Origin of the sequence: Actinoplanes aureus (assembly GCF_015704865.1) — a bacterium.
Classification (GTDB): domain Bacteria; phylum Actinomycetota; class Actinomycetes; order Mycobacteriales; family Micromonosporaceae; genus Actinoplanes; species Actinoplanes aureus.
In genome coordinates this window covers 40,594-67,592 of record NZ_JADQTO010000033.1, presented here as the reverse complement: position 1 = coordinate 67,592, position 26,999 = coordinate 40,594, and the positions used below count along the sequence as shown (strand labels likewise).

Annotated in this window: 15 protein-coding genes; 9 read left to right on the top strand and 6 right to left on the bottom strand. The window is 69.0% G+C overall.

Features of this window, described 5'->3' with window-relative positions; all coding sequences use genetic code 11:
- Positions 1-75 precede the first annotated feature (75 nt).
- The gene (locus I4J89_RS42085; RefSeq protein ID WP_309238719.1) at positions 76-435 is read left to right on the top strand and encodes a response regulator; all 360 of its coding nucleotides are present in this window, start codon (positions 76-78) and stop codon (positions 433-435) included.
- Here the strand turns inward: I4J89_RS42085 and I4J89_RS42080 are convergent.
- Positions 345-2,924: an arylsulfatase gene (locus tag I4J89_RS42080; protein ID WP_230860511.1), complete on the bottom strand. Its 2,580-nt coding sequence runs from the start codon at positions 2,922-2,924 to the stop codon at positions 345-347. The two genes, I4J89_RS42085 and I4J89_RS42080, sit on opposite strands and share 91 nt — an antisense overlap.
- A 148-nt stretch (positions 2,925-3,072) precedes the next feature.
- Between I4J89_RS42080 and I4J89_RS42075 the strand changes: the two genes are divergently transcribed.
- Both I4J89_RS42075 and I4J89_RS42070 read left to right on the top strand, forming a co-directional pair.
- Positions 3,073-3,501 carry a recombinase family protein gene (locus I4J89_RS42075; protein ID WP_309238718.1) on the top strand — a complete coding sequence of 143 codons (429 nt, stop codon included), beginning with the start codon at positions 3,073-3,075 and terminating at the stop codon, positions 3,499-3,501.
- Positions 3,502-3,568: 67 nt separating this feature from the next.
- Positions 3,569-3,892: a polyprenyl synthetase family protein gene (locus I4J89_RS42070; protein WP_309238717.1), complete on the top strand. Its 324-nt coding sequence runs from the start codon at positions 3,569-3,571 to the stop codon at positions 3,890-3,892.
- Here I4J89_RS42070 and I4J89_RS42065 read toward each other — a convergent pair.
- Positions 3,852-4,862: a LacI family DNA-binding transcriptional regulator gene (locus I4J89_RS42065; RefSeq protein WP_196419813.1), complete on the bottom strand. Its 1,011-nt coding sequence runs from the start codon at positions 4,860-4,862 to the stop codon at positions 3,852-3,854. The two genes, I4J89_RS42070 and I4J89_RS42065, sit on opposite strands and share 41 nt — an antisense overlap.
- A 342-nt stretch (positions 4,863-5,204) precedes the next feature.
- Here I4J89_RS42065 and I4J89_RS42060 point away from each other — a divergent pair, with 342 nt between their 5' ends.
- The 3 genes from I4J89_RS42060 to I4J89_RS42050 all read left to right on the top strand — a co-directional run bounded on the left by I4J89_RS42060 (position 5,205) and on the right by I4J89_RS42050 (position 8,437).
- Positions 5,205-6,170 carry a glycoside hydrolase family 6 protein gene (locus tag I4J89_RS42060; RefSeq protein WP_196419812.1) on the top strand — a complete coding sequence of 322 codons (966 nt, stop codon included), beginning with the start codon at positions 5,205-5,207 and terminating at the stop codon, positions 6,168-6,170.
- A gap of 448 nt (positions 6,171-6,618) precedes the next feature.
- A complete protein-coding gene (locus I4J89_RS42055; protein WP_196419811.1) occupies positions 6,619-6,798 on the top strand; it encodes a hypothetical protein in 180 nt (59 codons plus the stop codon).
- Positions 6,799-6,847: 49 nt separating this feature from the next.
- The gene (locus I4J89_RS42050) at positions 6,848-8,437 is read left to right on the top strand and encodes a lysyl oxidase family protein (protein WP_196419810.1); all 1,590 of its coding nucleotides are present in this window, start codon (positions 6,848-6,850) and stop codon (positions 8,435-8,437) included.
- Positions 8,438-8,587: 150 nt separating this feature from the next.
- Here I4J89_RS42050 and I4J89_RS42045 read toward each other — a convergent pair whose 3' ends face one another.
- Positions 8,588-10,033 (bottom strand): ricin-type beta-trefoil lectin domain protein, encoded by a 1,446-nt coding sequence (locus I4J89_RS42045; protein WP_196419809.1) that lies wholly within the window; start codon positions 10,031-10,033, stop codon positions 8,588-8,590.
- 315 nt (positions 10,034-10,348) lie between these two features.
- Between I4J89_RS42045 and I4J89_RS42040 the strand changes: the two genes are divergently transcribed.
- The gene (locus tag I4J89_RS42040) at positions 10,349-13,204 is read left to right on the top strand and encodes a glycosyl hydrolase family 95 catalytic domain-containing protein (RefSeq protein ID WP_196419808.1); all 2,856 of its coding nucleotides are present in this window, start codon (positions 10,349-10,351) and stop codon (positions 13,202-13,204) included.
- Between the two features lie 144 nt (positions 13,205-13,348).
- Positions 13,349-13,486, top strand: coding sequence for a hypothetical protein (locus I4J89_RS42035; RefSeq protein ID WP_196419807.1), 138 nt, complete (start codon positions 13,349-13,351; stop codon positions 13,484-13,486).
- 250 nt (positions 13,487-13,736) lie between these two features.
- Here I4J89_RS42035 and I4J89_RS42030 read toward each other — a convergent pair whose 3' ends face one another.
- Positions 13,737-14,924, bottom strand: a complete 1,188-nt coding sequence (locus tag I4J89_RS42030) for an MFS transporter (protein WP_309238716.1) — start codon at positions 14,922-14,924, stop codon at positions 13,737-13,739.
- Positions 14,925-15,151: 227 nt separating this feature from the next.
- Here I4J89_RS42030 and I4J89_RS42025 point away from each other — a divergent pair, with 227 nt between their 5' ends.
- A complete protein-coding gene (locus I4J89_RS42025) occupies positions 15,152-16,219 on the top strand; it encodes a hypothetical protein (RefSeq protein WP_196419805.1) in 1,068 nt (355 codons plus the stop codon).
- Positions 16,220-16,454: 235 nt separating this feature from the next.
- Here the strand turns inward: I4J89_RS42025 and I4J89_RS42020 are convergent, their stop codons facing one another.
- Positions 16,455-22,685: an RHS repeat domain-containing protein gene (locus I4J89_RS42020; protein WP_196419804.1), complete on the bottom strand. Its 6,231-nt coding sequence runs from the start codon at positions 22,683-22,685 to the stop codon at positions 16,455-16,457.
- A 12-nt stretch (positions 22,686-22,697) separates the two neighbouring features.
- A complete protein-coding gene (locus I4J89_RS42015; protein ID WP_230860510.1) occupies positions 22,698-26,522 on the bottom strand; it encodes a LamG-like jellyroll fold domain-containing protein in 3,825 nt (1,274 codons plus the stop codon).
- Between the last annotated feature and the right edge of the window lie 477 nt (positions 26,523-26,999).

Below are 26,999 nucleotides of genomic sequence, written 5' to 3'. Positions count from 1 at the left end.
ACCGCGTACGCCGGGGCGATGGCGACGGCGCTGCGCCGCCACGGCGCGACCACAGCATGTCCGATATAGAAGATCATGCGTCATATGCCCTATTCGGCACGGAGGGCTGCGGAAGCTGCCTTGGCGAACGGATGGGTTCGGGTGGGCAGGATTCTGGTGGTCGACGACGAACCGGATTTGCGGTTCGTGCTGCGTCGGGTGTTGATGCGTGCCGGTCATGAGGTCGTCGAAGCGGGCGACGGTGCCGCTGCGCTGGCCGCGGTGAGCGCTTGGCTTCCGGATCTGGTGGTGACCGACATGATGATGCCGGTGATGGGCGGGGCCGCCACCTCAATGGTTCTCGGTCAGGCCTCGACGTGGCGTGCTTGGGATTCCGCGTACTGGGCTTGGTGGAGTGCATCGTTGTGGGGTTGGCCAGGCGGTCGGATGTCGTAAGTGACCTTGTGAATGGTGCCGGTGAAGGCGAAGGGCGCGAGCTTCTCGTAGCGGCCGTCGACGACCTCGCCGTTGTCGCGGCCGATGTCCAGGCCGGCGTATCCGCTGAAGAAGGCTGGCACGGTGTGGTCCATCCGGCCGCCGCCGATCTGCCTGTCGTTGGCGAACAAGGTCACGGTGCCGGCTGGCGCCATGACCGGTGTGTCGGCCTCGAATTCGAGGCGGACCCGGACGTTTCCGGTGGGTAGCGTGGTGGTGGACTCGTGCCGGTAGGTTTCGATGCCGATGAAGCTGTATGTGTGGTGTAGCTTGCCGTCCATCACGAACAGGCTGTAACCGCCGAGGTGGTCGAAGGCGGCGACGATCACGCCCTCGGCCCCGTCTTCGGGGATCTCGACGTCGGCGGTGATGGTGTAGGAACGGTTGAGGGTCGGCGGCATGATGCCCTGCGGGAAGTTCTGGACATCGTTACCCCAGAAGGTCCAGCGGGTCTTCTCGCTCAGCGGCGGGACGATCCCGAAGAACGCCGACAGCCCGGCCAGCAGGGGGGTGACGTAGTTGGCTTCGGCTTCCTGCCACCACAGCGCGTTGAGCTCGGCGACCTTGTCCGGATGCCGGGTGGCGAGGTCGTTGGCCTGGGAGAAGTCGTCGGGCAGGTAGTACAGCTCCCAGGTCAGTGCGTCCGGGTCGAGAACGTCGGGAGCGAATCTGCGGAGCGTCGGTGGCGTCAGGTCCCAGGGGATGCGGGGCAGTTTCGACGCGGCCCACCAGCCGTCCTTGTACATCGCGCGGTTGCCGAAGATCTCGAAGTACTGCTGGGTGTGCCGCTCCGGTGCAGTGCCGTCGGCGAACGTGTACGCGAGGCTGGTGCCTTGCATGGGGAACTGGTCGATACCGTCGACCGAGGTTGGCTGCGGGATGCCGGCGACCTCGAGGATCGTCGGGCCGATGTCGATGACGTGGGTGAACTGGGTGCGTAGGCCGCCTTGTGCGGCGATGTTGCCGGGCCAGTGCACCACCATCGGGTTGCGCGTCCCGCCGAGGTGCGAGGCGACCTGCTTGCCCCACTGGAACGGTGCGTTCCCGGCCCACGCCCAGGCGGCCGAGCAGTGCGGCGCGGTGGTGGGACCGCCCCACGCGTCGATCCCGCCGGAGGCGTTGACCAACGCGAGTTGCTGCTCAGGGGTCAGCGGGATGCCGTTGAACATGGTCAGCTCGTTGAAGGAGCCGGTGAGGGTGCCCTCCATGGACGCGCCGTTGTCACCCCAGATGTAGAGGACCAGGGTGTCGTCGAGCTGACCCATCCGCTCCAGTTCGTCGAGGACCCGGCCGACGTTGTGGTCGGCGTTCTCCTGGTAACCCGCGTAGACCTCCATCTGCCGGGCGTACAGCGTGCGCTCCTCGGCCGACAGCGAGTCCCACGCGGGGAAGGCCTCGTCGCGCTCGGTCAGCACCGCATCTTCGGGGACCACCCCGAGCGCCTTCTGCCGGGCGAAGGTCTCTTCTCGGTAGACGTCCCAGCCGGCGTCGAACTTGCCGCGGTACTTCGCGTGCCATTCCTCGGTCACCTGGTGCGGGGCATGAGCGCAGCCGGTCGAGAAGTAGACGAACCACGGCTTGGTGTCGTTGTGGGCGGTAATCCCGTGTAGCCACTCGATGGTCTTATCAGCCATCGCGTCGGGCAGGTAGAAGCTACGGTCGGCAGGTCCGCCGTAGACCTGGTCGACGCTGTTGTTCTCGTAGATCATCGGGTCGTACTGGCCGGACTCGCCGCCGAGGAAGCCCCAGAAGTAGTCGAATCCCCAGCCACTGGGCCAGCGGTCGAACGGCCCGCTGGGACCTTGTACGTGGTTGGGCGTCATGTGCCATTTGCCGAATGCGGCGGTCGAGTATCCGTTCATCTGCAACGCCTTCGGGAACGGCGCGCAGTCTTTCGGCACTACCGAGGTGTAGCCCGGGAACGGCCCGGAGAACTCGCCGGTCGAGCCGAAACCGACCCGGTGGTGGTTGCGGCCGGTCAGCAGGGCCGCACGCGTCGGCGAACACAGAGCCGTCATGTGCATCGCGTTGTACCGCAGGCCGGCGTCGGCCATCCGGGTCAAGTTCGGCGTCTGGACGGGACCGCCGAATGTCGACGGCTGACCGAACCCGGCATCGTCGATCAGGACGAGCAAAATGTTCGGCGCACCCTCCGGCGGCCTCACGTCGCCGGCGGCACCCCAGTCCGGCGTGGAATCTGCCAGGGTGCGCCCGCGACGCCCGGCGAACGGAGGATCGCGAAGAGGCAGGCGGGAGCGGTCGACACCATGCTGATCAGCCATCTCTAGTCCTTCGATATAAAGGAGCGCACTTGCTGCGCCAACGATTCGACGAGCGTCCCCGTAATCGTCCTGTGCGCTGCCGGCGCCGTCTTCATGCCCCGCGGATGAACCGGCCCGGACTCGCTTCGGGCAGCGCCTCACGCTGCCAACCGGCAGAACACCGTCCAAACGAAGCTGCGAACGCGGTTCCGGGCGCGGGCGGCGATGACGATCCAGGTGCGGGAGCAGGGCCGTCACCTCGGTGGCCGCCCGCCGTACGGCTACCAGCTGGTGGACGGTGGCCCGCATCCGAACGCGGCGCCGGCATCGTCTGGCGGTGGATCCGACCACGGCGGACCACGTGAGGTGGATATTCGCCCGCCGCCTCGATGGCTGGAGCACGGCGCGCATCGCGCGGATGCTCAACGAACGGCGGATGCCCGTCACCGGTGTCTACGACCCTGCTCGGAATCCGCATCGCGAGGGCACGATGTGGACGCTGCGCACGGTGGCGGCGATTCTGGCGAACCCGCACTACACCGGCCGGCAGGTGTGGAACCGGCAGTTCACCGATCACCGCGAAGCGGTACCGGGAGATCGGCGGACCAGTCTCGGTCCGGCCCGGATATGGAACGCCCGCGAAGACTGGGTCAACTGCCCCGAACGCACGCATCCGGCCCTGGTCAGCGACGAGGACTTCACCGCAGTCCAGGAGATCACCGCCCGCGCGACCCCGGAGGATGGTCAGCAGCGCCGTACGCGCTGACCGTGCTGCTGATCTATGAGATGTATGGGGCTGGCGGTCCGCGGGCGGCCCGGACGGCATACCGATCGTGATCGCCGCCGCCGCGCTGGAGCTGTTCCACGCGTTCGCGCTGATCCATGACGACACCCTGGGCCGCGGTGATCGTCGCCGGGGCCGGCCCTCGATGCACCCCACCTTCGCTGACCTGCACGCCCCGTCTTCCTGGCCGGGAGAAGATCGAGCAGATGATCCGAGTACGCGCCGACACCGCGCGCCGCGCTCGAGGCCGCCCCGATGGCCGCGGAGAGCCGCTGCGCGCTGGCCGAGCTGGCCGACCGGGCGGTGCGACGGCTGCGATGATCGCCGGGAGATCAGGCGGATCCGCGCCGTACCAGCCGGGTGGGCAGGATGATCGATGCGGGCTGCTGTCCGGCGATCACCGCGACGAGCATGCGGGCCGCCTCCTTCCCGAGGTCCTGGACCGACTGGTGGACGGTGGTCAGCGGAGGATCGGTGCGTTCTGCGACGCCGAGGTTGTCGAAGCCCACCACGGCGACGTCAGCCGGCACCGACCGTCCCGCCTCGGCCAGTGCGCGCAGGGCTCCAGCCGCCAGATTGTCGCTGGCGGCGAATACGGCGTCGAGGTCCGGGTGGGAATCGAGCAAAGCCCTCATCGCCGCGGCGCCGCAGTCCTCGGTGAAGTCGCCCTCCGCCGTACCGTGCGGGGTGAGCCCAGCGATGATCATCGCCTCGCGGTAGCCGCGGTAGCGGGCCTCGCCGGCGTCGGTGGACAGCTGGCCGGTGATGGTGGCGATCCGGGTCCGGCCCAGGCGGATCAGATGCTCGGTCGCGAGCCGGGCCCCACCGAGGTTGTCGGAGTCGACGAACCACCGCGGCTCGGTGTGCAACGGCCGGCCCACGTAGACCGTGGGCAGGCCGGCTCGGGCGACGATGTCGGTCAGGGGATCGTCGCCGTGCAGAGCCATGAGCATGATGCCGTCGACGCCGCGGGTGCGCAGCAGGTTCGTCAGCCGGGCCCGGCCCCGGCCGGAACTGGCGAGGCACAACAGTAGGTGCAGGTCGGTCTCCTCGAGCGCCGCGGACACGCCGACGATGACCTGGGCGAAGAACGGATCGGCGAACAACTCAGGGTTGTCATGGGGGACGGCGAGCGCGACGATGCCGGTCTGCTGGGTGGCGAGGGCGCGGGCCGTACGGTTGGGCAGGTAGCCCATCTCCTTGATCGCCTTTTCGACGGCGTCGCGAGTCGCGCGGCTGACGTGCGGCGCCTTGTTGATCACGCGGGACGCCGCGGAACGTGAGACACCGGCCCGCTCGGCCACCTCGTCGAGAGTGGGCTGACGCCGGGGGGTCGCTGCCATCTCGATGCCGGGTCCTTCCTGGCCGATGAGTCGCCGGTTGATCGTACCGATGATGAGGACGTGGCGCGGCAGCAGCGTCCGTCGATGGTGGCGCGCCCGGAAGCGGTCCCAGTAAGTCTGCCTCTCCCACACGGTCGGCGAAGGCATCTCTTGACAAGTTTGGTGCTTGACGTAAGCATCAATCGAAATAGATACATGGAAAACTCTGGAAGCGCTTCCAGTTTTGGCCAGGTGCACGTGATCGCCGTCCCCCCGTCACCCCACCCCCGTCGCCGCTGCTCGACCGCCCCGAACGGCGCAGCAGTTTCGCGGCTGACGCCATCCCCGCTAGGAGACACGTCGATGCAACGAGCTCTTCGCTCCCGGGTCCTCGCCGCGCTGGCCCTCGTGATCCCCGCCGTCCTGCTCGGGGCGCAACCCGCGCACGCCGATCCGGTGAGTCAGACCAGCGGCTTCTACGTCAACCCCCAGTCCAGTCCGGCGGCATGGGTCGCCGCGAACCCCGGCGACGGGCGGGCCGCCGCCATTCGTTCCGCTATCGCGCAGAGGCCGATGGCCAGCTGGTTCGGCAACTGGAGCGGTGACATCGCGGGCGCGGTCGGCCGGTACGTCGCAGCCGCGGACGCGGTCGACAAACTTCCGCTGCTCGTGGCGTACAACATTCCCGGCCGGGACGCCTGCGGCGGCCACTCCGGCGGGGGAGCGGGCAGCGTCGCCGCCTACGACGCGTGGATCGCTTCCTTCGCCGCCGCTATCGGCACCCGGCCCGCCGTGGTCGTCCTCGAACCTGACTCGCTGGGCGATTTCGGCTGCATGAGTCAGTCGCAGATCAACGAGCGCGTCGGGATGCTGTCCCGCGCGGTCAACCAGTTCCGCTCCAAGGCGCCCAACACCTGGGCCTACCTCGACGCGGGCAATCCCGGCTGGATCGACGCGGCGACGATGGCGCAACGCCTCAACACGGCCGGAGCGGCCGGCGCTCGTGGCTTCGCGCTCAACGTCTCGAACTACTTCCCGACCGGCGACAACATCAACTACGGCAACCGGGTCGCCGGGGAACTGCGGCGGTACGGCTACAGCAAGCCCTTCGTGATCGACACCAGCCGTAACGGCAACGGCGCCAACGGCCAGTGGTGCAACCCCGCCGGCCGCCGGATCGGCACTCCGAGCCAGCTCGGTGGGGGCGCCGAGATGCTGCTGTGGCTCAAGACGCCGGGCGAGTCCGACGGCAACTGCGGCGTGGGCGGCGGCTCCAGCGCGGGTCAGTTCCTGCCGGAGGTCGCCTACAAGATGATCTACGGGTACTGAGGTCTTCCTCCAGCCCGCGAGCCGGTGCAACTCGGCTCGCGGGCGTGAGGCGGTGCCGAAGACTCGTGCCTGGCTCCGGCTTCGGGCAGCCGATCGGGACGCTGCGCTGATGTGCCGGCCGGCCCGCTGATCGCCCGCGCGGATCCGGCCTGTTCCGACTCGGGCGCCGAACGCCGCGTGCTCAATGTGTGTCCGAGGGGCACTCGAACCCCCACGCGTAGCATCCTTGCGACGTTGCGACGGACCAATGGTCAAGCGCGCTTGAACACGTCTGCGGCCGCGTCGATCGCCACGGTGAGCCGGTCCGCACCCGCCCCGGATACCGTCGGCGATCAATATCTACGCTCCTCTGCGCGGCCGATTATGACTCGTTCCCGCAGGTAACAGAGGAGAGAGCACCGCCCGCTGCGCGTCGGTCGGGTCGTGTTGCCATCGCACCGGGGTGGACATGGCCGACATCGACACGATCCAATGTCGATGGCGCGACGAGGACTACGGGGGAATCGCGATGCCGCAACCGCATGACCTCACCGGTGGGCCGGTGCTCGGTGGCTCAGGGGATCTGATCGTGGTCTTGATGCGACAGATCCGACGACTCGTTGCGACCCCGACGGGTCGCGGCCGCTGACGCTGCTGTCGACCCGACAACTCGGTTCCACTGATCGGGGAGGATTCGCATGACCAGCACTGCCCGCTCCAGGCGCCGATGGCGCCCCTTCGTCGCGCTCGCCCTGGGCGCCGGCGTGGTCGCCACCGGCACAGCGGTGGCCAACGCCGACACCACGCCCACACCGCCACTCAGTCTGGTCACCACGGCGACCGACGTCACCCTCACCAGGTACGTGTACGAATTCGGCTCCTTCTTCCTGGACCCGAGCATCGGTATGTACCTCATAGCCGGTAAGGATCCATTCGAGATCGAGGTGAAGCGCAAGTCGTACGCCGACCCGATCGTCGCCCGGCAGGTGATCACCAAGAACGGTAAGAAGACTAAGGTCACCCTGCCCGCGGACATGGTCACCGACTTCGGCGGCCTCCAGGACTTCACCACCGTCACCATGACGGACGCGGACGGCGCGACCGTGGTCTCCGGCAGCCAGGACTTCTGCCCCAACACCTACGAATCCAGCCGGGCCCGGCCGGACGCGCCGGACACCACCCCGTATCCGATGGACTGCTTCAACGGCAACCCCTTCCAGATCGGCAACGTCTGGGGCATCCAGAGCGGATGGACGGCCGCCATCGCGCCGAGCGAGCTGGAGGGGCTGCCGGACGGCACCTACCAGGCCAGCATCGACATCGCCCCGCGGTACCGCGACTACTTCAAGATCGCAGGGGCCGGAACAAACCTCACGATCACGATCCAGAGTGTGGTCGAGGGCGCGCTCTCCGCGGCGGATCGCGCCCGCGCGAAGGCGAAGGTCGAGGCCGCCCAGCCCGCCGCCGGCCACGACCACCTCACCGAGGGCGATCCCGCCCAGCAGGTGTCGGCCTACTCGCCCGATCTGCGCCCCGCTGCCCGCCGTCCGGAGACGGCGCCCAGCCGGGCGGCCCTGCCCAAGGGGCCCCGCCCCGACCTGCGCTCGTTGCCGGCCTGGGGCATCGGCCTGGCCGACGGCGCGGACCTCGGAGGCACCCCGGGCCACAAGTACATCGTCTTCGGCGCCACGGTTTGGAACGCCGGCACCTCGCCGCTGGTCGTCGACGGCTTCCGCCGCACCGGCGCCGACCTGATGGACGCCTACCAGTACTTCTACGACGCCAACGGCAAGCAGGTCGGGTCGATCAATGCGGGCACCATGGAGTGGGACAAGCGGGAGGGGCACCTGCACTGGCACTTCACCGACTTCGCCCAGTACAGCCTGCTCACGGCGGACCAGAAAGAGGCCGTCCGCAGTGGCAAGGAGGCTTTCTGCCTGGTCAACACCGACGCGGTCGACTACACGATTCCGAACGCCAAGGTGCGGCCGACCAACACGGACCTCTCCAGTTCCTGCGGCGCCAACACCGCCGTCGCCGTACGTGAGGTGCTCGACATCGGCAACGGCGACACCTACACGCAGTTTCTGCCCGGCCAGTCGTTCGACGTCACCGACCTACCGAACGGCACCTACTACATCGAGGTCAAGGCCAACCCGTCAGATCGGCTGGCAGAGCTCAGCACCACCAACAACACCTCCCTGCGCAAGGTGATCCTGAGCGGCTCCGGCGACGACCGGAAGCTGCAGGTGCCGGCGGTCCACGGCCTGGACGGCCCGACCGGATAACCGGACTCCCGGGATGGGTTGTGCTGCAACGGCATCACCCATCCCGGAGTCGCGACGCGACCCGTGCATCGTTCTCTGCACTGGCTTTACTGACGGCATCTGAGCCATGCGTGTGGTTGACGCGCTCTCGTGCCACGGACGGGATCCGGGCTACGCGCGGGACCACGACTGGTTGGATCCGCCCGTGCAGTCCCACAGCTGGACGCGAGCACCGTTCGCGGTGCTGTTCTGCGTCACGTCGAGGCAGCGGCCGGAGGCCTGCCCGGTGATGGCGCCGTTGCTGTTGAGCGTCCACTGCTGATTGGTGCCGCCGTTGCAGTCGTAGATGACGACCGGCGTGCCGTTGGCGGTGCCCCGGCCGCGGGCGTCGAGGCACTTGGTCCCGTAGACTCGCAACTCCCGCGCGGAAGTGCCGGTCCACTGCTGGTTCGTGCCCGTGTGGCAGTCGTAGATGGCTACCTGCGTGTTGTTGACGGTGCTGGCGGCGGGAACGTCGAGACAACGGCCCGAGGCACCGTTGCGCAGCCGGTTGGCGGGCGCCGGGTCGGTGCCGGTGAGCCCCCACGCGTACCGCAGGCGGTTGGCGCCCGTGACGTTGGGTGTGGTCAGGGTCAGGTTGGTGCCGCTGCCCTGCAGTTTCTGCATGGCGTACCAGTCGTCGTTCTGCCCAGCGGTGATCTTGCCGCCGATCCCGGGCCAGTAGACGGATCCCATGCCGAGTTCGCGGAGAACCTGGGTTGTGGCCCGGAAGTACCGGACGAAGTTGTCTGCGCTCCCGGCGTCGTCGTAGTTGAGGCCGGTGTCCATGGGGGCGCCGAACTCGTCGATGACGGTCCGGCCGGCGCAGCTCCCGACGGCGTCACGCAGGAAGTTCACCCATCCGTCATAGGTCTTCGCGCCGCTGAAGAACGTGTAGTGGTGCAGCGACAGGTACGTTCCGTCGAAGCGGCTGTCGGCGCACATCGTCTTGATGTCCTGGTTCAGGCCGGATCCGCTGATGAACACCCGGTCGCGCGGTACCGACGGCCGCGCGGCGAGCCACGCGGCGGCTACGTTCTTCCACTCGGCCGCGCTGTAGCCGCCCGGCTCGTTCATCGGTTCGAAGTAGACCAGCGGGTTCGCGCCGTACCTGTCCACGACGGTGTTCCACATCGTGTTGAACGCCGCGGTGTCGGTGATCCGGCCACCGGACGATGCCCGGCCGTCGTCCCAGAACGAGAGGATGACCTTCATGCCCCGGGCGGTCGCCGAGTCCATGACGCCGGTGTAGGAGCTCCACCACGCCGTGCCGACGGAAGCGGTGTTGACGGGCAACCGTACGGTGTTCGCGCCGAGATTGCGCTCGAAGCCGGCGAGGACGGCGTCCGCCTTGGTGCGCACGGTGGTGTAGCTGTCGCTGGCGCTCAACCCGTAGAGGACCAGCGGGTTCCCGGTGAAGTTGTCGCCCGCGCGAGCCCAGTTGACGCCCCGGAACTGGCTGGTCGCGGCCGACGCGCTCGGTGCCGCGGACACCAAGGCCAGGGGGATGGCGATGAGCGCCGTGGCGGCGCCTGCCAGTACCGCGCGGACCCGGGAGTCTCCGATGCGTCGCAACATGCTTCTCCCTGGTGGGGTAGGACGAGGTCAGAGCCTGACCTTGGCATCGGCCTCTGTCTATGAAAAGACACATCATACGACTTATGATTTCCTGCGGGTTCTGACTAAGTGCATTGACACGCCTCTATCCCTTTCTTAACATCAGACGTCATACGAATGATCACGTGCGCTACGAGAGCACCCTGGTGGCCGGTCGCTTTTGTTAGCGCTCACAGGAGCTTGCCGCCGGAACCCATCACCGACCCCCTGAGTCGGCCGGATACGGCTGGCAATCAGCGCTGGACGTTCCCGTGACGCACCGCGAGGAGACATCCCATGACTGAGGTGACACGCAGGAACCTGCTAGCCGCCGGGATGGCCGGTGCCGGCGCCGCGCTGCTGCCGACCGGGTGGACCGCTGCCGCCCGGGCCGGCGCGGCGCCGCCGGCGGGTGTGCTGGCCGCCGGGGACCTGGCGCTCTGGTACGACGAGCCCGCGGGAACGGACTGGCTGCGGGCGCTGCCGATCGGCAACGGGCGCCTCGGCGCCATGGTGTTCGGCAACATCGACACCGAACGCCTGCAGCTCAACGAGGACACCGTGTGGGCGGGCGGCCCCTACGACTCGGCCAATACCCGGGGTGCTGCCAACCTCGCCGAGATCCGGCGGCGAGTCTTCGCCGACCAGTGGACGTCAGCCCAGGACCTGATCAACCAGACGATGCTCGGCAACCCCGTGGGGCAGCTGGCGTACCAGCCCGTCGGCAATCTCCGGCTCGCGTTCGGCAGTGCCAGCGGCGCCTCGCAGTACAACCGGACTCTGGACCTGACCACCGCCACGGCGACCGCCACGTACGTGCTCAACGGCGTACGGTACCAACGGGAAGTGTTCGCGAGCGCCCCCGACCAGGTCGTCGCAATCCGGCTGACGGCCGACCGCGCCAACGCGACCACCTTCACCGCCACGTTCGACAGCCCGCAGAAGACGACCGCGTCCAGCCCGGATTCCACGACGATCGCCCTCGACGGCATCTCCGGCGCCATGGAAGGCATCGCCGGCTCCGTCCGGTTCCTCGCCCTGGCTGCCGCGAGCGCCACCGGGGGCACGGTCAGCAGCTCCGGCGGCACGCTGCGGGTCTCCGGTGCCACGAGCGTCACCGTGCTGGTGTCCATCGGATCCAGCTACGTCAACTACCGCACGGTCAACGGCGACTATCAGGGCATCGCGCGGCGGCACCTCACCGCCGCCCGCAACCTCGCCTTCGACCAGCTGCGCGCCCGGCACGTCGCCGACCACCAGGCGCTCTTCAACCGGGTGACGATCGACCTGGGGCGCACCGCGGCGGCCGATCAGACCACCGACGTGCGCATCGCCCAGCACGCGAACGTCAACGACCCGCAGTTCTCGGCCCTGCTGTTCCAGTACGGCCGGTACCTGCTGATCGCCTCCTCACGACCGGGCACCCAGCCGGCGAACCTGCAAGGCATCTGGAACCAGGAGATGGCGCCGTCCTGGGACTCCAAATACACCATCAACGCGAACCTGCCGATGAACTACTGGCCGGCCGATTCCACCAACCTCTCCGAATGCTTCCTGCCGGTCGCCGACATGGTCAAGGACCTGACGGTCACCGGCGCCCGCACCGCCAGCGTGCAGTACGGCGCCGGCGGCTGGTTGACCCACCACAACACTGACGCCTGGCGCGGGTCGTCCGTCGTCGACGGCGCGTTGTGGGGCATGTGGCAGACCGGCGGCGCCTGGCTCGCCACGATGCTCTGGGACCACTACCAGTTCACCGGAGACGTCGACTTCCTCCGCGCCAACTATTCCGCGATGAAAGGCGCCGCACAGTTCTTCCTCGACTCGCTGGTGACCCACCCGTCGCTCGGATATCTGGTCACCAACCCCTCGAACTCCCCGGAACTGCCCCACCACTCGAACGCCAGCGTGTGCGCCGGGCCGACGATGGACAACCAGATCCTGCGCGACCTGTTCAACGCCGTCGCACGGGCCGCCGAGGTCCTCGGTGTGGACGCATCCTTCCGTAGCCAGGTTGTGGCGGCACGAGACAGGCTGGCACCGACCCGGGTCGGCTCACGCGGCAACATCCAGGAGTGGCTCGCCGACTGGGTGGAGGCCGAACGGACACACCGGCACGTCTCACACCTGTACGGCCTGCATCCGAGCAACCAGATCACGCGGCGGGGAACGCCGCAGCTGTACCAGGCCGCGCGCCAGACCCTGGAACTGCGCGGCGACGACGGCACCGGCTGGTCGCTGGCGTGGAAGATCAATTTCTGGGCGCGGCTGGAAGACGGTGCGCGCGCCCACAAACTCGTCCGTGACCTGGTACGGACCGACCGGCTTGCGCCGAACATGTTCGACCTGCACCCGCCGTTCCAGATCGACGGCAACTTCGGCGCCACCTCGGGCATCGCCGAGATGCTGCTGCACAGCCACAACGGGGAACTGCACGTGCTGCCCGCGCTGCCGTCGGCCTGGCCGGCCGGTAGCGTCACCGGGCTGCGCGGCCGGGGCGGGTACACCGTCGGTGCCTCCTGGAACGCCACCGGAAGCGAACTCGTCATCACCTCCGACCGCAGCGGCACGGTCCGGGTCCGCAGCCGTGTCTTCACCGGCACCTTCGAACTGCGCGACGACACGAGCGGCGCCACAGTGCAACCGACGCGGCTGGAGACCGACCTCGTGCAGTTCGCCGTCCAGGCCGGCCACACCTATCGCGGCTCGGCCGCGCGGTCGGGGCCGGTGGAAACCGGCGTGAACTACCGGCTGGTCGCCCAGCACAGCGGAAAGGCCGCCGACATCAACGGCGCGTCGACCGCCGCGGGCGCGCTGCTGATCCAGTGGCAGGCCGGCAGCGCTCTCAATCAGCAGTTCGACTTCCTGTCCTCCGGCGGTGGCTACTACCGGATCCGGGCCCGGCACAGCGGTCTCGTCCTGCAGGTCGCCGGCACCGGCACCGGTGCCGACGTCACTCAGCAGCCCGATGCCAACTCCGCCAGCCAGCAGTGGCTGGTGGAGGACCAGGGCAGCGGAGTGGTCAGGCTGGTCAACCGCCAGAGCGGACTGGCCTTGGACGTGTGGCAGGCCTCCACCGCCGACGGTGCGCGAATCTCGCAATGGACCCCCGGCGGCGGCGCCAACCAGCGTTTCCAGCTCCAGCGGATCTAGCACTTCAAGCTTCAGCGCATTAAGGAATGGAGAGCAGGACCCGCGGCGGACAAGCCGCGTTCACCGAACTCGCCCAAGCGCTCTAACCACCTGTCGGGCGCGGCTCAGCCTGTCCGCCGATCTCGCAACGCAACGGAGCCGATCATGCAGGGTCGCACCAGCGACCCGGAGCGGGAGATCCCCGGCGAGCTGCGGACGGTCATGGAGGAGATGGGCAAGCTCAGCCTCGGCGAGCCGGTCTACTTCGACCTCAAGCAACCGTCGATCCGGACGCCGAAATAGCGGAGGTCACGCCCGGTCGTGGCGGGCTGGCTGACGCCCAGTGCTCGTTCCGGCGTTCCAGCACGACTCTGCGCGTCAGCCGGCCAGTCCCGCTGTCACCCAGTGCTCGTTCGTCGGCGAGAACGCGACACTGGAGGTCAGCTGGAGATGATCATGGATCTTGATCGCTCGTGACCGGCGCTCGTGCGGCCCTGTTCCTTGCGATGCTAGGCCCGGCGCGGACGAGACTTGCCGGCCGTGGCGCGCGCCGTCACGTCGTGCGGCGGTTCACCACCACGTACAGCGTCAGCAGGATCAGGGAGAGCACCACCAGCGAGGGGCCGAGGGTGTACACGCCGACCCGCTCGATGAGCACACCCACACCGGCCGGGATGAGCGCGCCGCCCAGCCCGGCCGCGGCGATCTGCATGCCGATCACCCGGTCGGCGTGCGCGGCCCCGACCCGGTCCGCGGTGGTCAAGGTCAGCAACGGGAAGACCGGCGCCGCGGCGAAGCCGATCACCATCAGGCCGGCCACGGCCAGCCAGTCCGGTCCCGGTACGGCCACCAGTACGGATCCGGCGAGCATGCCACCGAGGCCGGCAGTGAGCGTACGTACGGTGCCCAGGTGCTCGACGGTGAAGCCCTGCACGACCCGGCCGACGAACAGGCTCGCCCAGTAGGCCGACACGCAGAAACCGGCGATCGCCGCGCTCAGCCCGCGGTCCTCGGTGAGCAGCAGGTACGCCCACAGACCGGTCGCCACCTCGACGCCGACGTAGACGGCGAACGCGACGACGCTGAGCCACACCGCCGGCATCCGCAGCGTCGCACCGATCCGCGAACTCGCCACCTCGGGCGCAGGCGCATCGCCGACGTTGTCGCGCGCCCATGTTCGCGCCGAGACCAAGAAGGCGATGGCCAGCAGCGCCTGAGCGCCGGCGACGAGCCCGTAGCCCCAGCGCCACGACAGTCCGCCGCTGAGCACCCCGGTCATGATCAGCGGCCCGATGGCGACGCCGAGACCGAAGAACGCGTGCATCCAGTTCATGTGCTTGGGACCGAACGCGCCGGCCGCGTACGCGTTGAGCCCCGCGTCGATCGCCCCACCGCCGAAACCGGCCAACAGGGCGCATGGCACCAGCAGACCGAGCGCGGGCGACACCGCGTACCCGGCCAGGGCAAGGCTGGCCATGGCCGTGCTGCCGGCGAGGAGCCGGCCGACGCCGAGCCGGGCGAGGCTGAACCCGGCCGCGACGCTGGAGATCAGGTAACCGACGGTGCTGGCGAACAGCAGGACGCCGACGGTGTCGGTGGAGAGGCCCAGGTCTCCCGCCATCGACGGCCAGCCGACGCCGAGCAGGCCGTCGGGGAGGCCGAGGCTGATGAAGGCGCAGTAGGCGAGCAGCAACAAGGAGGTACGGATGGCCGGGGTGGCCGCGGATGGTGGAACCGGCACTTCCCGATCATGGCACAGGCCGGTGCGGTCTTCGCGCAGGTGGCTGCGGCGCTGCTCAAGGTCAGTTGACGGCACAAAACGGATCGACACGCCTCGGTAGACTGCCATCGATCCAGGACAGCGGTTGGGGGGCGCGGTCGGTGATCGAAACGGGCGACGTCACGCGAGGCCGTCATGGCCGGCAGCCTGCCGGAACGTCGCGCGACGGCCGGCTCCGAGGCCAGTCCTTGATCGCCAGGCGCTACGTCGTGGTGCCGGCGATCGTCGTGCTGACGCTGGCGGCCGACATCGCCGTCCGGCTTCTCGACAGCGGCGCCCCGGGACAATCTGTTCCGCCCGCCGTCGCCGGCCCGCCACCGTCGGCTCCCGAGAAGGCCACGCCGGTGTCGCCGCCGTTCTCGACGCCGCCCGGCTGGTCGCCGTCGTTCTCCGCTACGTCCGGCATTTCACCGTCGCCTCGGGTGCATGCCGGTGTGACCTCTGCGTCCGGAGCCCGCCCGGGCGTCTCGCTGCCGGGCGTCCCCCAGCCGACGACTCCGCCGCCGGACGGCAGGACGCCGGAGGAAGAGCCACCGGGCGGGAAAGCCCCGGATGGCCGGCCGCAGACCGCTTCCCTCGACGACCTGCTCGAACGCGACGACCAGGTGCCGGAGGGCGTCGCCGAACAGCTCGACTTCTTCTCGGGCGGCGGGACCGACTGCCAAACCGTGAGTCTCCAACCGCCCCTCGACGTGGACGTGTCCAGTAACCGCACGGTCCCCGGCATCCCATACATCTGCCTGCTGTCCACCCTCGACGACGATCTGCGGGTGACGCTGGCCACCCCCAGCGGCTCGGTCCTGACAGTCACCCGGCCGTGGGCCGGCGGCTCGGACGAGATCCCTCTGCCGCTGGCGCCGGGGAGCCCACCCGGCCGCTATCGAGTCAGCGTCCAGCAGGGCAAGAACCCCGAGAAGGCGACCACGGAGTTCGTGGTCGAACCGGCACGCGAGCCGACCGTCCAGATCTTCCCGCGCGTCGGATTCCCCGGATCGACCGTGCAGGTTTACCTCGGCGGTTTCCCGGCCGGCCGGGCCGACCTTCACCTGTACGCGTTCGAGGACCCCACGGAGCGGCCGATCTACAAGACCACCCACACCGTCACCGTCGACGCCGCGGGCACGGCATACCTCATCCTGCAGACCAGTACGTTCACGAGGCCCACCTATTACGCCCTCGTCAGCGACCTGTACTTCGCCGACCGGCCGGACGGCGTCAGTGCGCCTGAGGCGTATGCGGGCCTCTGGCTCCGATGATCACGACACGGCGCCGGATAGCTGCGCTGGCGGTCGCCTGCGTCACGTTCCCGTTCCTGCCGGGCGCCGGCGGCCGCAGCGCCACCGCCGGCCTTCGAGGTGCATCTGGCGAGCAAGCCGCGGCCCGCTGAACCAGGTTTTCAACCCGCAGCCGGCGCCGGACCCGACAGCCCCACCGAATTGCAGGAGCGGCCGGGTCCGGTGTCAGAGATTTCCGATCGGACGTGCCGGGTGGTTATTCGACGGTCTCGCGCCATCGAACGGACTGAGTCTGGAACCTCTCGCCGGGACGCGCGTCGCCCCCTGCTCCGGCGCTCCCTCTACCGTGGTAGGACCCGAAGGGGTTCGCGGTCGCGGAGCCTCTGGTCGTCGCATTGGTCAAATGGTATTCCACAACCGGCTTACGGGAAGAATCGTAACCCACGACGCTCCATTCGAGATCGTAAGATCCAAGGAATGCCTCGGCCTCCGGGCTCCCGACTGCGCTGCCGAATATACCTAGGACGCCGACATCGCCGAGTACCCCGACGGCATCCTGCATGACCTGCCACCCACGCTGCCCTTTATCGAACTTGGTGTAATGCAGGTCGACTCGTCCGCCGATCTCCCCAGCCGCTATGGCTGCGGCGACGGCCTGCCGAGCACTTTCAATGGTGTCCAATCCGCGAATCTGCTCGGTGAACGGATCACCCTCACGGAAGTAGTAGGTCTTGGCGCAGGCAGTGTCGTCGTCCGGGCAGGGAATCTTGGTGGAATGCACAGCCCAGACAACCCCGAGCCGGTACGGCGTCATGTCCTGGGCTCCGGGCGCGTGGCAGTACTCAGGCGTGGCCGTGCTGCACGTTCGGGGCTTCGGCGAACCCCAGTTGCCGGTGTAGCGGTCGTCGCGCTTGCGCTTCTTGGTGCCGCCGCCGAAGTGCTTGTCGCGTGCGGTGTCTCCGGCCACGGTGCCGGCCCACGGCCCGATCTTCTGTCCGGGGCACAGGTCCCCATCCTGGTAGCCGTGGCACGGGGCCAGGCCGTCAGGGTCGCTGCTGCTGACCGGGCTGTTGTTGGCGTACGAATACCCGTTCCATTGGGTGGGGTCGGCAAGGTCCATCAGCGGGTCGACCGAGATGAAGCGGCCGGTCGCCGGGTCGTACTCGCGGGCGCCCAGGTGAGTCAGGCCGGTCGGGTCGGTGTCGCCGCCGACGAAGCCCTTGTCGGTCGGCCAGGCCGGTTGGGCGCCACGCGGCCCGCCGTACGGTGTCTGACGCCGCACTGTCGCAGCGTGGGTGGCGGCGTTGACGGCCGTCTGCTGGGTGCCCTGATGATCGGCGTAGAGCCAGATGAGGTTGGCCGCCACCGCGGCGCCGCTCCTACGTGCTGCGATGACGCCGCCGGCGAAGGAGTAGTGCCGGGTGCCGGTGACCGTCGTGCCTTCCTGGCGAATCTCCTGACCCGGCAAGTACAGCGTGGTGCCGGCGGTGTCGCGCCGGATCAGGCGTGTGCCGTCGGCGTCGTACACGTTGGTCTGCTGGGTCTTGCCGCCGGCCGTGATCGCGGCCATCCGGCCTTCGGCGTTCCACGAGGCGACCTGGCTGCCGGCGCCGTTGCCGCAGTCGTTGGTTTCGCTGCCGGCCGGCCGGCAGACGGTGTTTCCGGCCTGGTCGTAGGTGTAGCGGTTGACGACCGCCGCCTTGCCCGGCGCCGTCGTGGTCATCTCGGTGAGGGCGTGCGGGCGGGCGACACCGGCGCCGCCGGTCGGCATCTTGTACGTGCGGGTCGTTTCCCCTGCCGCCGCATGCGACACCTCGGTGAGCCGGCTGCCGGTGGAGTCGAACGTCCAGTCCGTCCAGTACGGCGCGGGACCGCCCAGATCGGCCACCGCCGGTTCAGCGGCGCAGGTCACGCCCTGCTTCGGCGTCCACGCGCTCGTGAGCTGGGCGAGCCGGTCGTGCCGGAAGCATTGCCGGTCGTCCGGCTCGGTGATCTCGGTGACGTTGCCGTACGGGTCGTGGGTGTAGCGCCGGTCGGAGACGTCCCCGGCGGTGGTGCGTTCGATCCGGCGGGTCGCCTCGTCGCGGTAGATCACGTCCTCGACGGCGGTCTCGCCCACGACGCTACGCACGGAGCCGTTGACTTCGCCGTACGGGGTGTAGCTGGCGGTGAGCAGCGGGCCGGCCGCCCCGGTGAGGCTGGTGTCGAGCCGGACCGGTAGGCCGGTGGTGTCGTGATAGTCGGTGGTCAGTTGCTCGGTGGCCAGGCCGCTACCCTCCGGGCCGTCCGCGTACGACATGGTCAGAGGCTGGCCGGTCGTCGCAGCGAAACTGTAGCTGTAGACGTAGGTGCGGCTGAGCTTGTCCTCGACGGCTGGGATGACGTAGTTGACGCCGGTGGGCTGGTAGCGGGCGTCGAACTGGCGAACCTGCCACTTGTAGGCGTTGGCGGAGCCGGCCGGCTCGTACCGGATGCTCTGGGTGAGCTGCCCTCGGAAGCCCGCCTGGCCGCTGTAGAGCGCGTCGTACTTCCACTGCGCGCGCAGAGCCCCGGTCGGAGAGCCGTCGCGCACCTCGGTCTTGCGGCCGATCTGGTCGTATCCGTACCAGAGCGCCTCGCCGCGCGCGTCGGTGACGGTGACGGTCTCGCCGGCGTCGTTGTAGACCGTCCTCGTGATGCCCCGGTCCGGGTCGGTCGTCTGGATTTCGCGCCCGCGGACGTCGAATTGGGAGGTCCATTCGTTGCCGGCCGGGTCGATGACCTTGACCCGGTGGCCCTTGCGGTCGTAGACGTACCGGGTTTCCCGGTAGGCGCCCGCGACGCCGGCCGCGGTGGTGTGCTGGCGCAGGGCGACGGTGCGGCCATCGGCGTCGGTGACGGTCGTGGTTGCCACGCCGCCTGCGGGCGGGGTCGTGGTCGACCGGTCCCCTTCGTGGGTCTTGGTGGTGCGCCACTTCTCCACCAGGTTCTCCCGGCCGTCGCCGGACAGGAACACCTCGGCGGTGACCCGGTCGGTGAGGTCCTGCACCGTGCGCGACACCGCCGGCACCGACCATTCCGGTTCGTGCCACAGCGTCCCGGATGCCGCTCCGGGTTCGACGTGAGCCGCGTACTTGGTGGTCGCGCGACCGTATTGATCGTGGATGGTGTCGGTGACGACGCGGTTGCCGTCGCCGGCCGCGGACTGCGTTTGGGTCTGCCGGGGCCGCAACCACCCGTCAACGATCTGGTACGACGTCACCACGTTGCCGTCGCTGTTGAGCTGGCTGGTCGCGGTGTACGGATAGGAGTCGCGCCCCGGGGCGAACACGTAGCGGTACTCGCTGAGCGGCTGGTTCTCGTGCCCGGCACGCGGCCAGCCGAGCCGCCACACCTTGGCGACGCGGCCGAGCGGGTCGTACGCCAGCTCGGCGGTGACCCGGCCGTTCACGTCGACGACCTTGACGTCGGATCCCCAGTACGGGTTGACCTCGCGCTTGGCCGTCCAGCCCGGCATCGGCCCGGTGGTCGTCACCGTGGTGAGCGTGTACTCGGTGGTGGTCACGTTGCCCTTGATGTCGGTTGCGGTGGCCACCCGGCCGTCCGGTCGGTAGGTGCTGCTGCTGACGGTGTGCCACACGGTGCCGGCTGCGGCCGTCAAGTCCTTGAGCTGCTCGGTGCGGGTCACCGACCCGTACACCGGCGGGGTCGACGGCCCGGCCGCTCCGTCGTACGTCAGCTGTTGATCGGAGATGACGTCGTCGGCGCCGTCAGGCGCTTGGCCGCACGGTAGAGCCGTGACGGTCGTCTGACGCAGGGTCTGCGTCAGGTTCTTGGCGGTGTTGCGGTTGTAGGTGTTGGTGGTGCATCTCTCGTCGCCGGTCGCCGCGATGTCGGCGTCCTGCTGGGTCCGGACGATCGAGCCGTAGGACCAGTCGAATTCGTTGTTCTGCCGGCTGACTCGCCAGCCCCGGCTGCCGTGGTCGCCCAGCGCGGCCGCCGTGTACGCGACCGCGGTGCCGGTGAACCGGGCTTCCACGTCTCCCCGGGCCGCGGTCGGTTCGGATCGCGACGGCACGTTCACGGTCTTGGACACCGGCTTGGTTTCGGTGCCGTTGTAGACGACCTGCTCTCGGACCTGACCGGCGAACTGGTCCTCGTCGTGCACGGTTTCGTCACCGAGTGACGCGGGCGAGGTGACCGTGCGCGTGCCGCCGGCCGGTGCCGCCCGGTCGCCGTGCATGCCACGCAGGAAGTTGGTGACCGTCAGCGTGGTCGGGCCGTCCAAGCTGTCACCGACCCGGGTCTTCACGGTGCCGTAGCCACGCCACTGCGACCAGGTCCGCCGCTCCGGCCGGGTCACCCCGTCGTCGTCGGCGTAGTGCCAGGCGGGCGTTCCGCCGTACTCGTACCAGGTGTGCACCGAGCGCGCCTGCTTGCCGCCGGCCAGTTGCACGTCGTCCTGGCTGACGTGCTCCACGCGGTACTTGTGCCACCACTCGGTGATCAGCTTCTTCTGGTTCGGGTCGAGGGGGTCGAGCATCAGCACCGGATAGCACAGCGACGTGTTGGTGTGCGGGGTCGGTGGGTTGTTCGCGGTGCATTGGGGCCTGCTGTAGTCGACGTGGATGCGGGCGCCGGTCTCGGTGACGATGTCGGAGATACGCAGCCAGTTGTGGGTGGTGCCGTTCGCGGTGAGCACCCGGTTGGCCTTGGACACCGCGCCGAAGGTCACCGGCGGCATCGCGGCCGTGCCGCCGACCAGCCCGGCGTGGTCGATCTTGTCAAGCCACAGGCCGGTATGCGTGCTGTCCGCGCTGGCCGCGAACGTGTGGGTCAACGTCCACTGATCCACGTCCTGCCACGCCGCAGTCGCCTTGGTGGTGTCCCAGACCCGCGTGGTGACCTTGGCCAGCCGCTTGGTGGTCCAGAACGTCGGCGCGTACTTCTGCGGGCAGGAATCGGTCTTGCACTCCTGATCCCACGGAGTGTCCTTCCAGTTCGCCTTGACCGGCGCCGCCTCGCTGCCGCAGTCCGCGACACACCGCAACGCGTTCTCGAACAGCACCTGCGCGTGCGGGGTGACCGACCGCTCGGTGACACCGTGCACATCCGCGACCCGGTCGTAAGTGCCGTAATCGATCCGGGTCAGATGACCAGCCCGGTCATAGGTGGTGTCGTCGGCGTCGGTGTTGTTCCGCGCGTACTTGTTGGAATCCTTGCCGTACCAGTACGACATAGTGTTGCCACGCACATCCACGACGTAGTCGAGCTGCCACCGCCACGCCTGCGTGCAGTACGAACCGGCGAAGTTGCCAGCCTTGTAGCAGGGCTCGTGCGAATGGTTCCCGTACACCGGCACGGTCAGCGTGCTGTTCGTCTTCTCCGAATGGCCCGGCAACGCGTTGAGCCCGAAGAAGTACTGGGTGCCGTCGGTGGTCGTCAGCTTCCAATACTCACCGTCACGGGCACCGTTGGCCGCCCCGGTCAGCCGCTCGACACGTGTGCCGTCCTCGTTGCGGAGATGCCAACCCTTGCCGGCCTGGTACACCAGCTCCCCGCCGCGGCCGTTGAAGCTGATCGTGGCGTTGTCGGACTTCCAGCACTGGTCGCTGGTCTGCCGGGACGCGTTGTTGGCGCCTGCGCCCCGGTCGTCCCAGCACGGGACGTAACGCCGCTCCAGGAAGCCGGGTGAGTAGTCGAAGCCCTCGCCGATCATCGACGGCTGGTTGTTGGTCACCTCGGAACGGCCGTCCACCGACTGCGCCGAATAGGCCAGCGCGATCTCCGGTGCCGGACCGGTCGCCGGAGGCACCCGCAACGGATAGTTCCAGGTGAAGTCCCCGGAACTACCGCCGGAGGTCCAGGTGCTGGAAGCAGCGAGCGAGGTCGCGCTGAAGTCGCCGTCGCCGCCCGACTCGGCCGCCGCGAGCACCACATAGGAAGCCTTGACCGGCGCGGCAGAGGAAACCACGCCCGCCGCGACGTCGTTCGTGCTGCGCACCGGCGTCGAGCGACAAGCGGGAACATCCGGCGTGGTGAGGGCACACGCGGGCACCGACCACAGCCGCAGCCGGGACGCCCAGTCACCGCCGTAGGCATAGCGGAAGCCGCTGTAGTCCACCGCGACCTTCGCCTGCCCGGACAGCGACATGACAACCCGGTCACGCCACTGCGGAGGCAACGCGGCCCGGTCCAGCACACGTACGGTGACCTGATCTGTCCCGGACACCGACACCGGGGATCCGGCGACCCGGGTCTTCGACGCCTTCAGATCCACAGTCGCGGTGACCGCCTCCGGCCACTTCGGCGCCGGGGCGGGGGCGTACCGCACACGGTTCTGCGTCCACGGCTTGCCGGCAGCGACCGGGCCGCCGTGCTTGTCGATCTTCTCAGCGGGCGGCTTGAGCCGTTCGGCGGCAGCCTCCGCGGGAGTCGCGGTGGGAACACCCGCAGGCAGAGTGAACAGAAGGACAGCGGCCAATGGCGCCGCGAGGCGACGGAACATCGAATCTCTCCCTTACGCTCGGCGCCACAGGACACGGCCGGCGGCGTCCTGCAGCAGCAGGTCACCGTCGCTCTTCAGGAGGAGGCGGTCGGCGCCGGTGCCCCACGTGCGGGTGTCCCACAACGGCGTGCCGTCGCTGCGGTAGACGACGAAGTTGCCGTCGCTCTGCACGTAGCAATAGGCGCCTGGGTTGCCCCACGTGCGGGTGTCCCAGACGGTCGTGCCGCCCTGGGCGACGACCAGGTTGCCGTCGCTCTGCATGCGCAGCTCGAAGTCGCCGACGTCCGACGGGATCGAATCGCCGGCGTTCAACCGGGTGCCACGCAGCAGTGCGTTGGCGCCGGGCTCCGGACCGATCTGGGCCTGGTACTGCGTGGCCACTGTGGTGTCGGTGAGCGCGCCCTGGAAGACGGCCACCTCGTCGACGCCGCCGGTCCACTGGCCGCCGAACGGTCCGCGGCCGACCAGCAGCCGCCCGCTCACGTTCGGGGCCGCCGCGGTGAGCGTCTTCGTACCGCTGAGCTTCCCGTTGACGTACAGACGGATCTGCTTGCGCCCGGCATCGTGGGCCGCCGCCAGGTGGGTCCAGACGTTGGCGTCGGGCGCCTCGGCCGAGTCGACGCTGGTGTTGCCGAGCCGGAACCGCCACCGCCCGGCGGCCGCGTCATAGGTGATCGCGGTCGCGTCCTGAGCGGCGACAACGGTGCGGTTCGCCGTCAGGTCGGTCGGCATCACCCAGGCAGAAACCGTGAAAGCCTGATCGGTACGCAGAACCGGCGCGTCCTGCCATCCACCGCCCGTCTTGATCGCGCTGCGGCCGTACTCCTCGGTGGTTTCCACCTGTGCTTGCTGGTCCGGGAAGTATTTGTCGTCCAGCCAGATGCCGGCCTCGCCGGTGGTCCGGCCGGCGCCGACGTCGACGCCGCGGCTCAGCGCCAGCCACCGGTTGAACGAGGTGGCCGAGTCGGGCGCCTCGCAGGTGTCCGGGACGCTGGCGTCGTAGCAGGGCACGGCCGCGTTGAAGTTCCACGAGCCGACCTGGACCGGGGTCAGGATGCCTGGCTCGTTGAAGCCCCCGGACTGCGGATCGGAGGCGAGCTGGCCGGTGAAGTCCTCGGCCAGCAGCACCCGGTCGAAGACCTGCACGTCGGCGATCTGCCCGAGCCAGTGGTCGGCCATCACCGCGCTGCCGCCCTCGCCCGACCACAGCGCGGCGCCCACCGTGAAGGCGCCGGCCGCGTTGAACGGCACCGCCATCACCGTCCGGGAGCCGGCGAGCGTGCCGTCGACGTACAGGCTCATCTGCTTGGTCGCGGCGTCGTAGACGGCGGCCAGGTGCACCCACCGGCCGATGTCGGCCGTAGTGACCAGGTTGGGCGAGGCGATCGTGGTGCCGCTCGGGTCGAGGTCGCCGCCGGGCAGGTAGAGGCCCCACCGCGGCTGTCCGTCGACGATGCGGTAGCCGAAGAACAGCGCGCTGCGGTGCGTGCCGGACTGCCCGGCCACCGTACGGTTGCCATCGGGCAGATCGGGCGCGGGGGTGGCCGGGTTGTCGTCCATGAGCCGGGCCCACGCCGCCACGCTGAAGCTGCCCGTGGTGTTGACGATCGGAGTGGTCGTGGACAGGTTCGAGTTGCGGTTGAAGTAGGCGACCTTGCCGCCGACCAGGTGCGTGTCGTCCGTCCACTCCACCGGGGAGTGCCCGGTGGAGGCCAGCGGGGTGTCACCGGCCCGGCCGGGATGCCGGTCGGTCAGTGCCTGCGCTTGGGTGATCCCGGGGTAGGTCTCCAGGCCCCAGCTGGCGACGGGCGGTGACGGCCGGCCGACGGTGATCGTGTGCGAGTTGAGGTTGCCGAGGTTGCCGGTGGCGTCGATGCTGCGGACCCAGAGGGTGTTCTTGCCGAAGCGGGGCGCGGTCAGCGTGACTGTCGCGTCCTTGTTGACGCCCGTGGTGGCGGCGACCTCGGTGGCGGGCGGGCTGGACCAGCCGTAGCGGAACTTGACCACGTCGGACTCGGTGGTGTGGAAGACGAACGTGACGGGACGGCCTGCGCCCTGCGGGGTGGTCGAGCTGATCTCCGGCCCGCCGGGAACCGTGGTGTCCACGGCGAACTTGCACCACGGGCCCCAGCCGCTCCACCGGTTGTACGGCGCGGGATCCTTCGAGGTCACGTGGAAGGCGTACGTCTTGCCCTGCACGATCGTGATCGGCGCGGTGGAGGCACGGGTGTTCGCGGTCGCGACCGGGTCGGGTTTGGGGTTGGTGCGCACCGTGGCGTCGTCCGGGTTGCCCGAGGCGGGGACCTCGACGTACTCAAAGTAGCCCATGATCGTCTGGGAGTCGGCGTCGGGCAGGATCGCCGACAGCGTCGGGGTGTAGGTGCCGACCGACAGCACGCCGCTCTCCGGGCAGGCCACCCCGGCGACCTGCAGGCCGGTCGGCGGGGTGGGCACCGAGTCGTAGTCGACGACCAGCTTGGCGTCGTTCGGGAAGAACCGCTTCCACCGCGCCTGCACCGACTCGCCGCCGTGGCTGCTGTCGCGGGCGGTCAGCGCGACGTTCACCTCACCCCACCAGTCGTTCGCGGCCTGCTGGATGATGGCGTTCAGGTTGGCGCTCTGGAAGTTCATGTACATGTCCGGCCGCGGCGGGTTGCACCCGCCGGCCTCGTTGGCGCTCCCCCACGCCTCACCCAGGTACGTCCACAGCGCCATCCCCGACCAGCTCGCCTTCGGTATGGAGTTGATCGCCGAGGTGTGGTAAAGCGACGACGGGGTCGACGCGCAGCCCCACGAGTGGTCCAGCTTCATCTCCACCCGGGCCGCATGGATGTACTTGCCGCCGAGGTGGACGCCGTTGGCCGTGGTCGGGAAGGCGAAATACGACCGGTACAGCGCGCCGGAGTCCGGGTTGCGGCCCACCCGGGCACTGCTGAGGTCGTTGGTCGCCCCGTTGTTCGTCGCGTACGCCCACTTGCTCTTGAACACCGACCAGTCCGGGTCGATGAAGATCGGGAACACCCGGTCCTTGGCGTCGAGGACCTTCGCGTCGGCCTTCAGCACCAGGGTCTTCCCGGAGACTTCGGTACGGACCCGCGCCACCTTCGCGACATCACCGGCCGCCAGTGCCGTCGAACGGGCCCCGGAACCGGCCCTCGAGTCCCACATCAGTGCGGGTGCCGCCTCGGCCACCGGTGCGCCGCCGGCAGTGGCCCGCAGGGTGCCGTCCGTGTCCTGGTTCAGTGCCACATCGCCGCCCACGGTCAGCTTGGTGGCACGTACCGCCGGGTTGGCCGCCGCCTCGGCGGTGCGGACCACGAGCGTGTGGGTGAACCCGGTGTACGTCGCCCGCACCATCAGGTCGACGCCGGGCAGCACGCCCGGGTACGTCGCCGAGTCACCGGAAATCTTCGGCTCCGGCAGCTTCTCCGGCCACGACAGCGTCATTTCCTGCCCGCGCCGGGTCACCGAGATCAGCGGGCCGTCGCCACCGCTGAAGCTGACGTCCGCGACCGACGCCGCCGGTCGCAGCCGCCCGTCCGCACCGCGCGCCAGGCGGAGATCCACATCGGCCCAGCCGCCGCCGCGGGTCCGCGCCCGCTGCGGCACCACCGCCGACTCGAACGTCAACCGGCCGTCCGGCCGCGCGACCACCTGGGTCAGCTCTGTTCTCGACTCCGCGACGACTACTTCCCGCCGGCACTGCCCGGCCAGCGCCAGTGCCCGGGATTCCCCGGCGGCCACCTCGGCGCAGGCCGGGGCGCTCGCCGCCGGACCGGCCGGAGCCACCACCGCCATTGCCGCTACGAGTGCGGCAGACAACAACGCGCGCAGCATGACGCGCCCCCTCCCACGTTGCCGACCGGCTTGTCGCGGCCGTTTGCGAAGGAGGGTTCCGGCTCCGGCCGCAGCCGCGGAACAGCCCGGCGGCGATCGTGCACAAGAGAAGTTGTTCACGCAGGTCAGCCGATTGTGCACAGCCCGGCGTTGCACAATTGCCGGACGCACGCGGCTGACAGGTACGTTGCTCGATATGATGCTTCTGCCGGATCTTCAAGGATGGATCGATCGGGCCGCTCGGCGGCATGGGGTGCCCGGGGCCGCGGTTGCCGTCGGGATGGGCGATTAACTGGCTGAGGCCACCACCTTTAACGCGTCGGCGAAACCAGCTCGCTCCTTCGACGTCGCGGGCAGCGGTGGGAGGGGAAGCGAGAACGGAGATGCCAGGATGCGGGCCCAGTGCTCGCTGGCATGCCGATCCTTCAGCTCGTCGAGCTGGCGTCGTGAGCTGTCCGAATAGACGCGCCGAGCGCC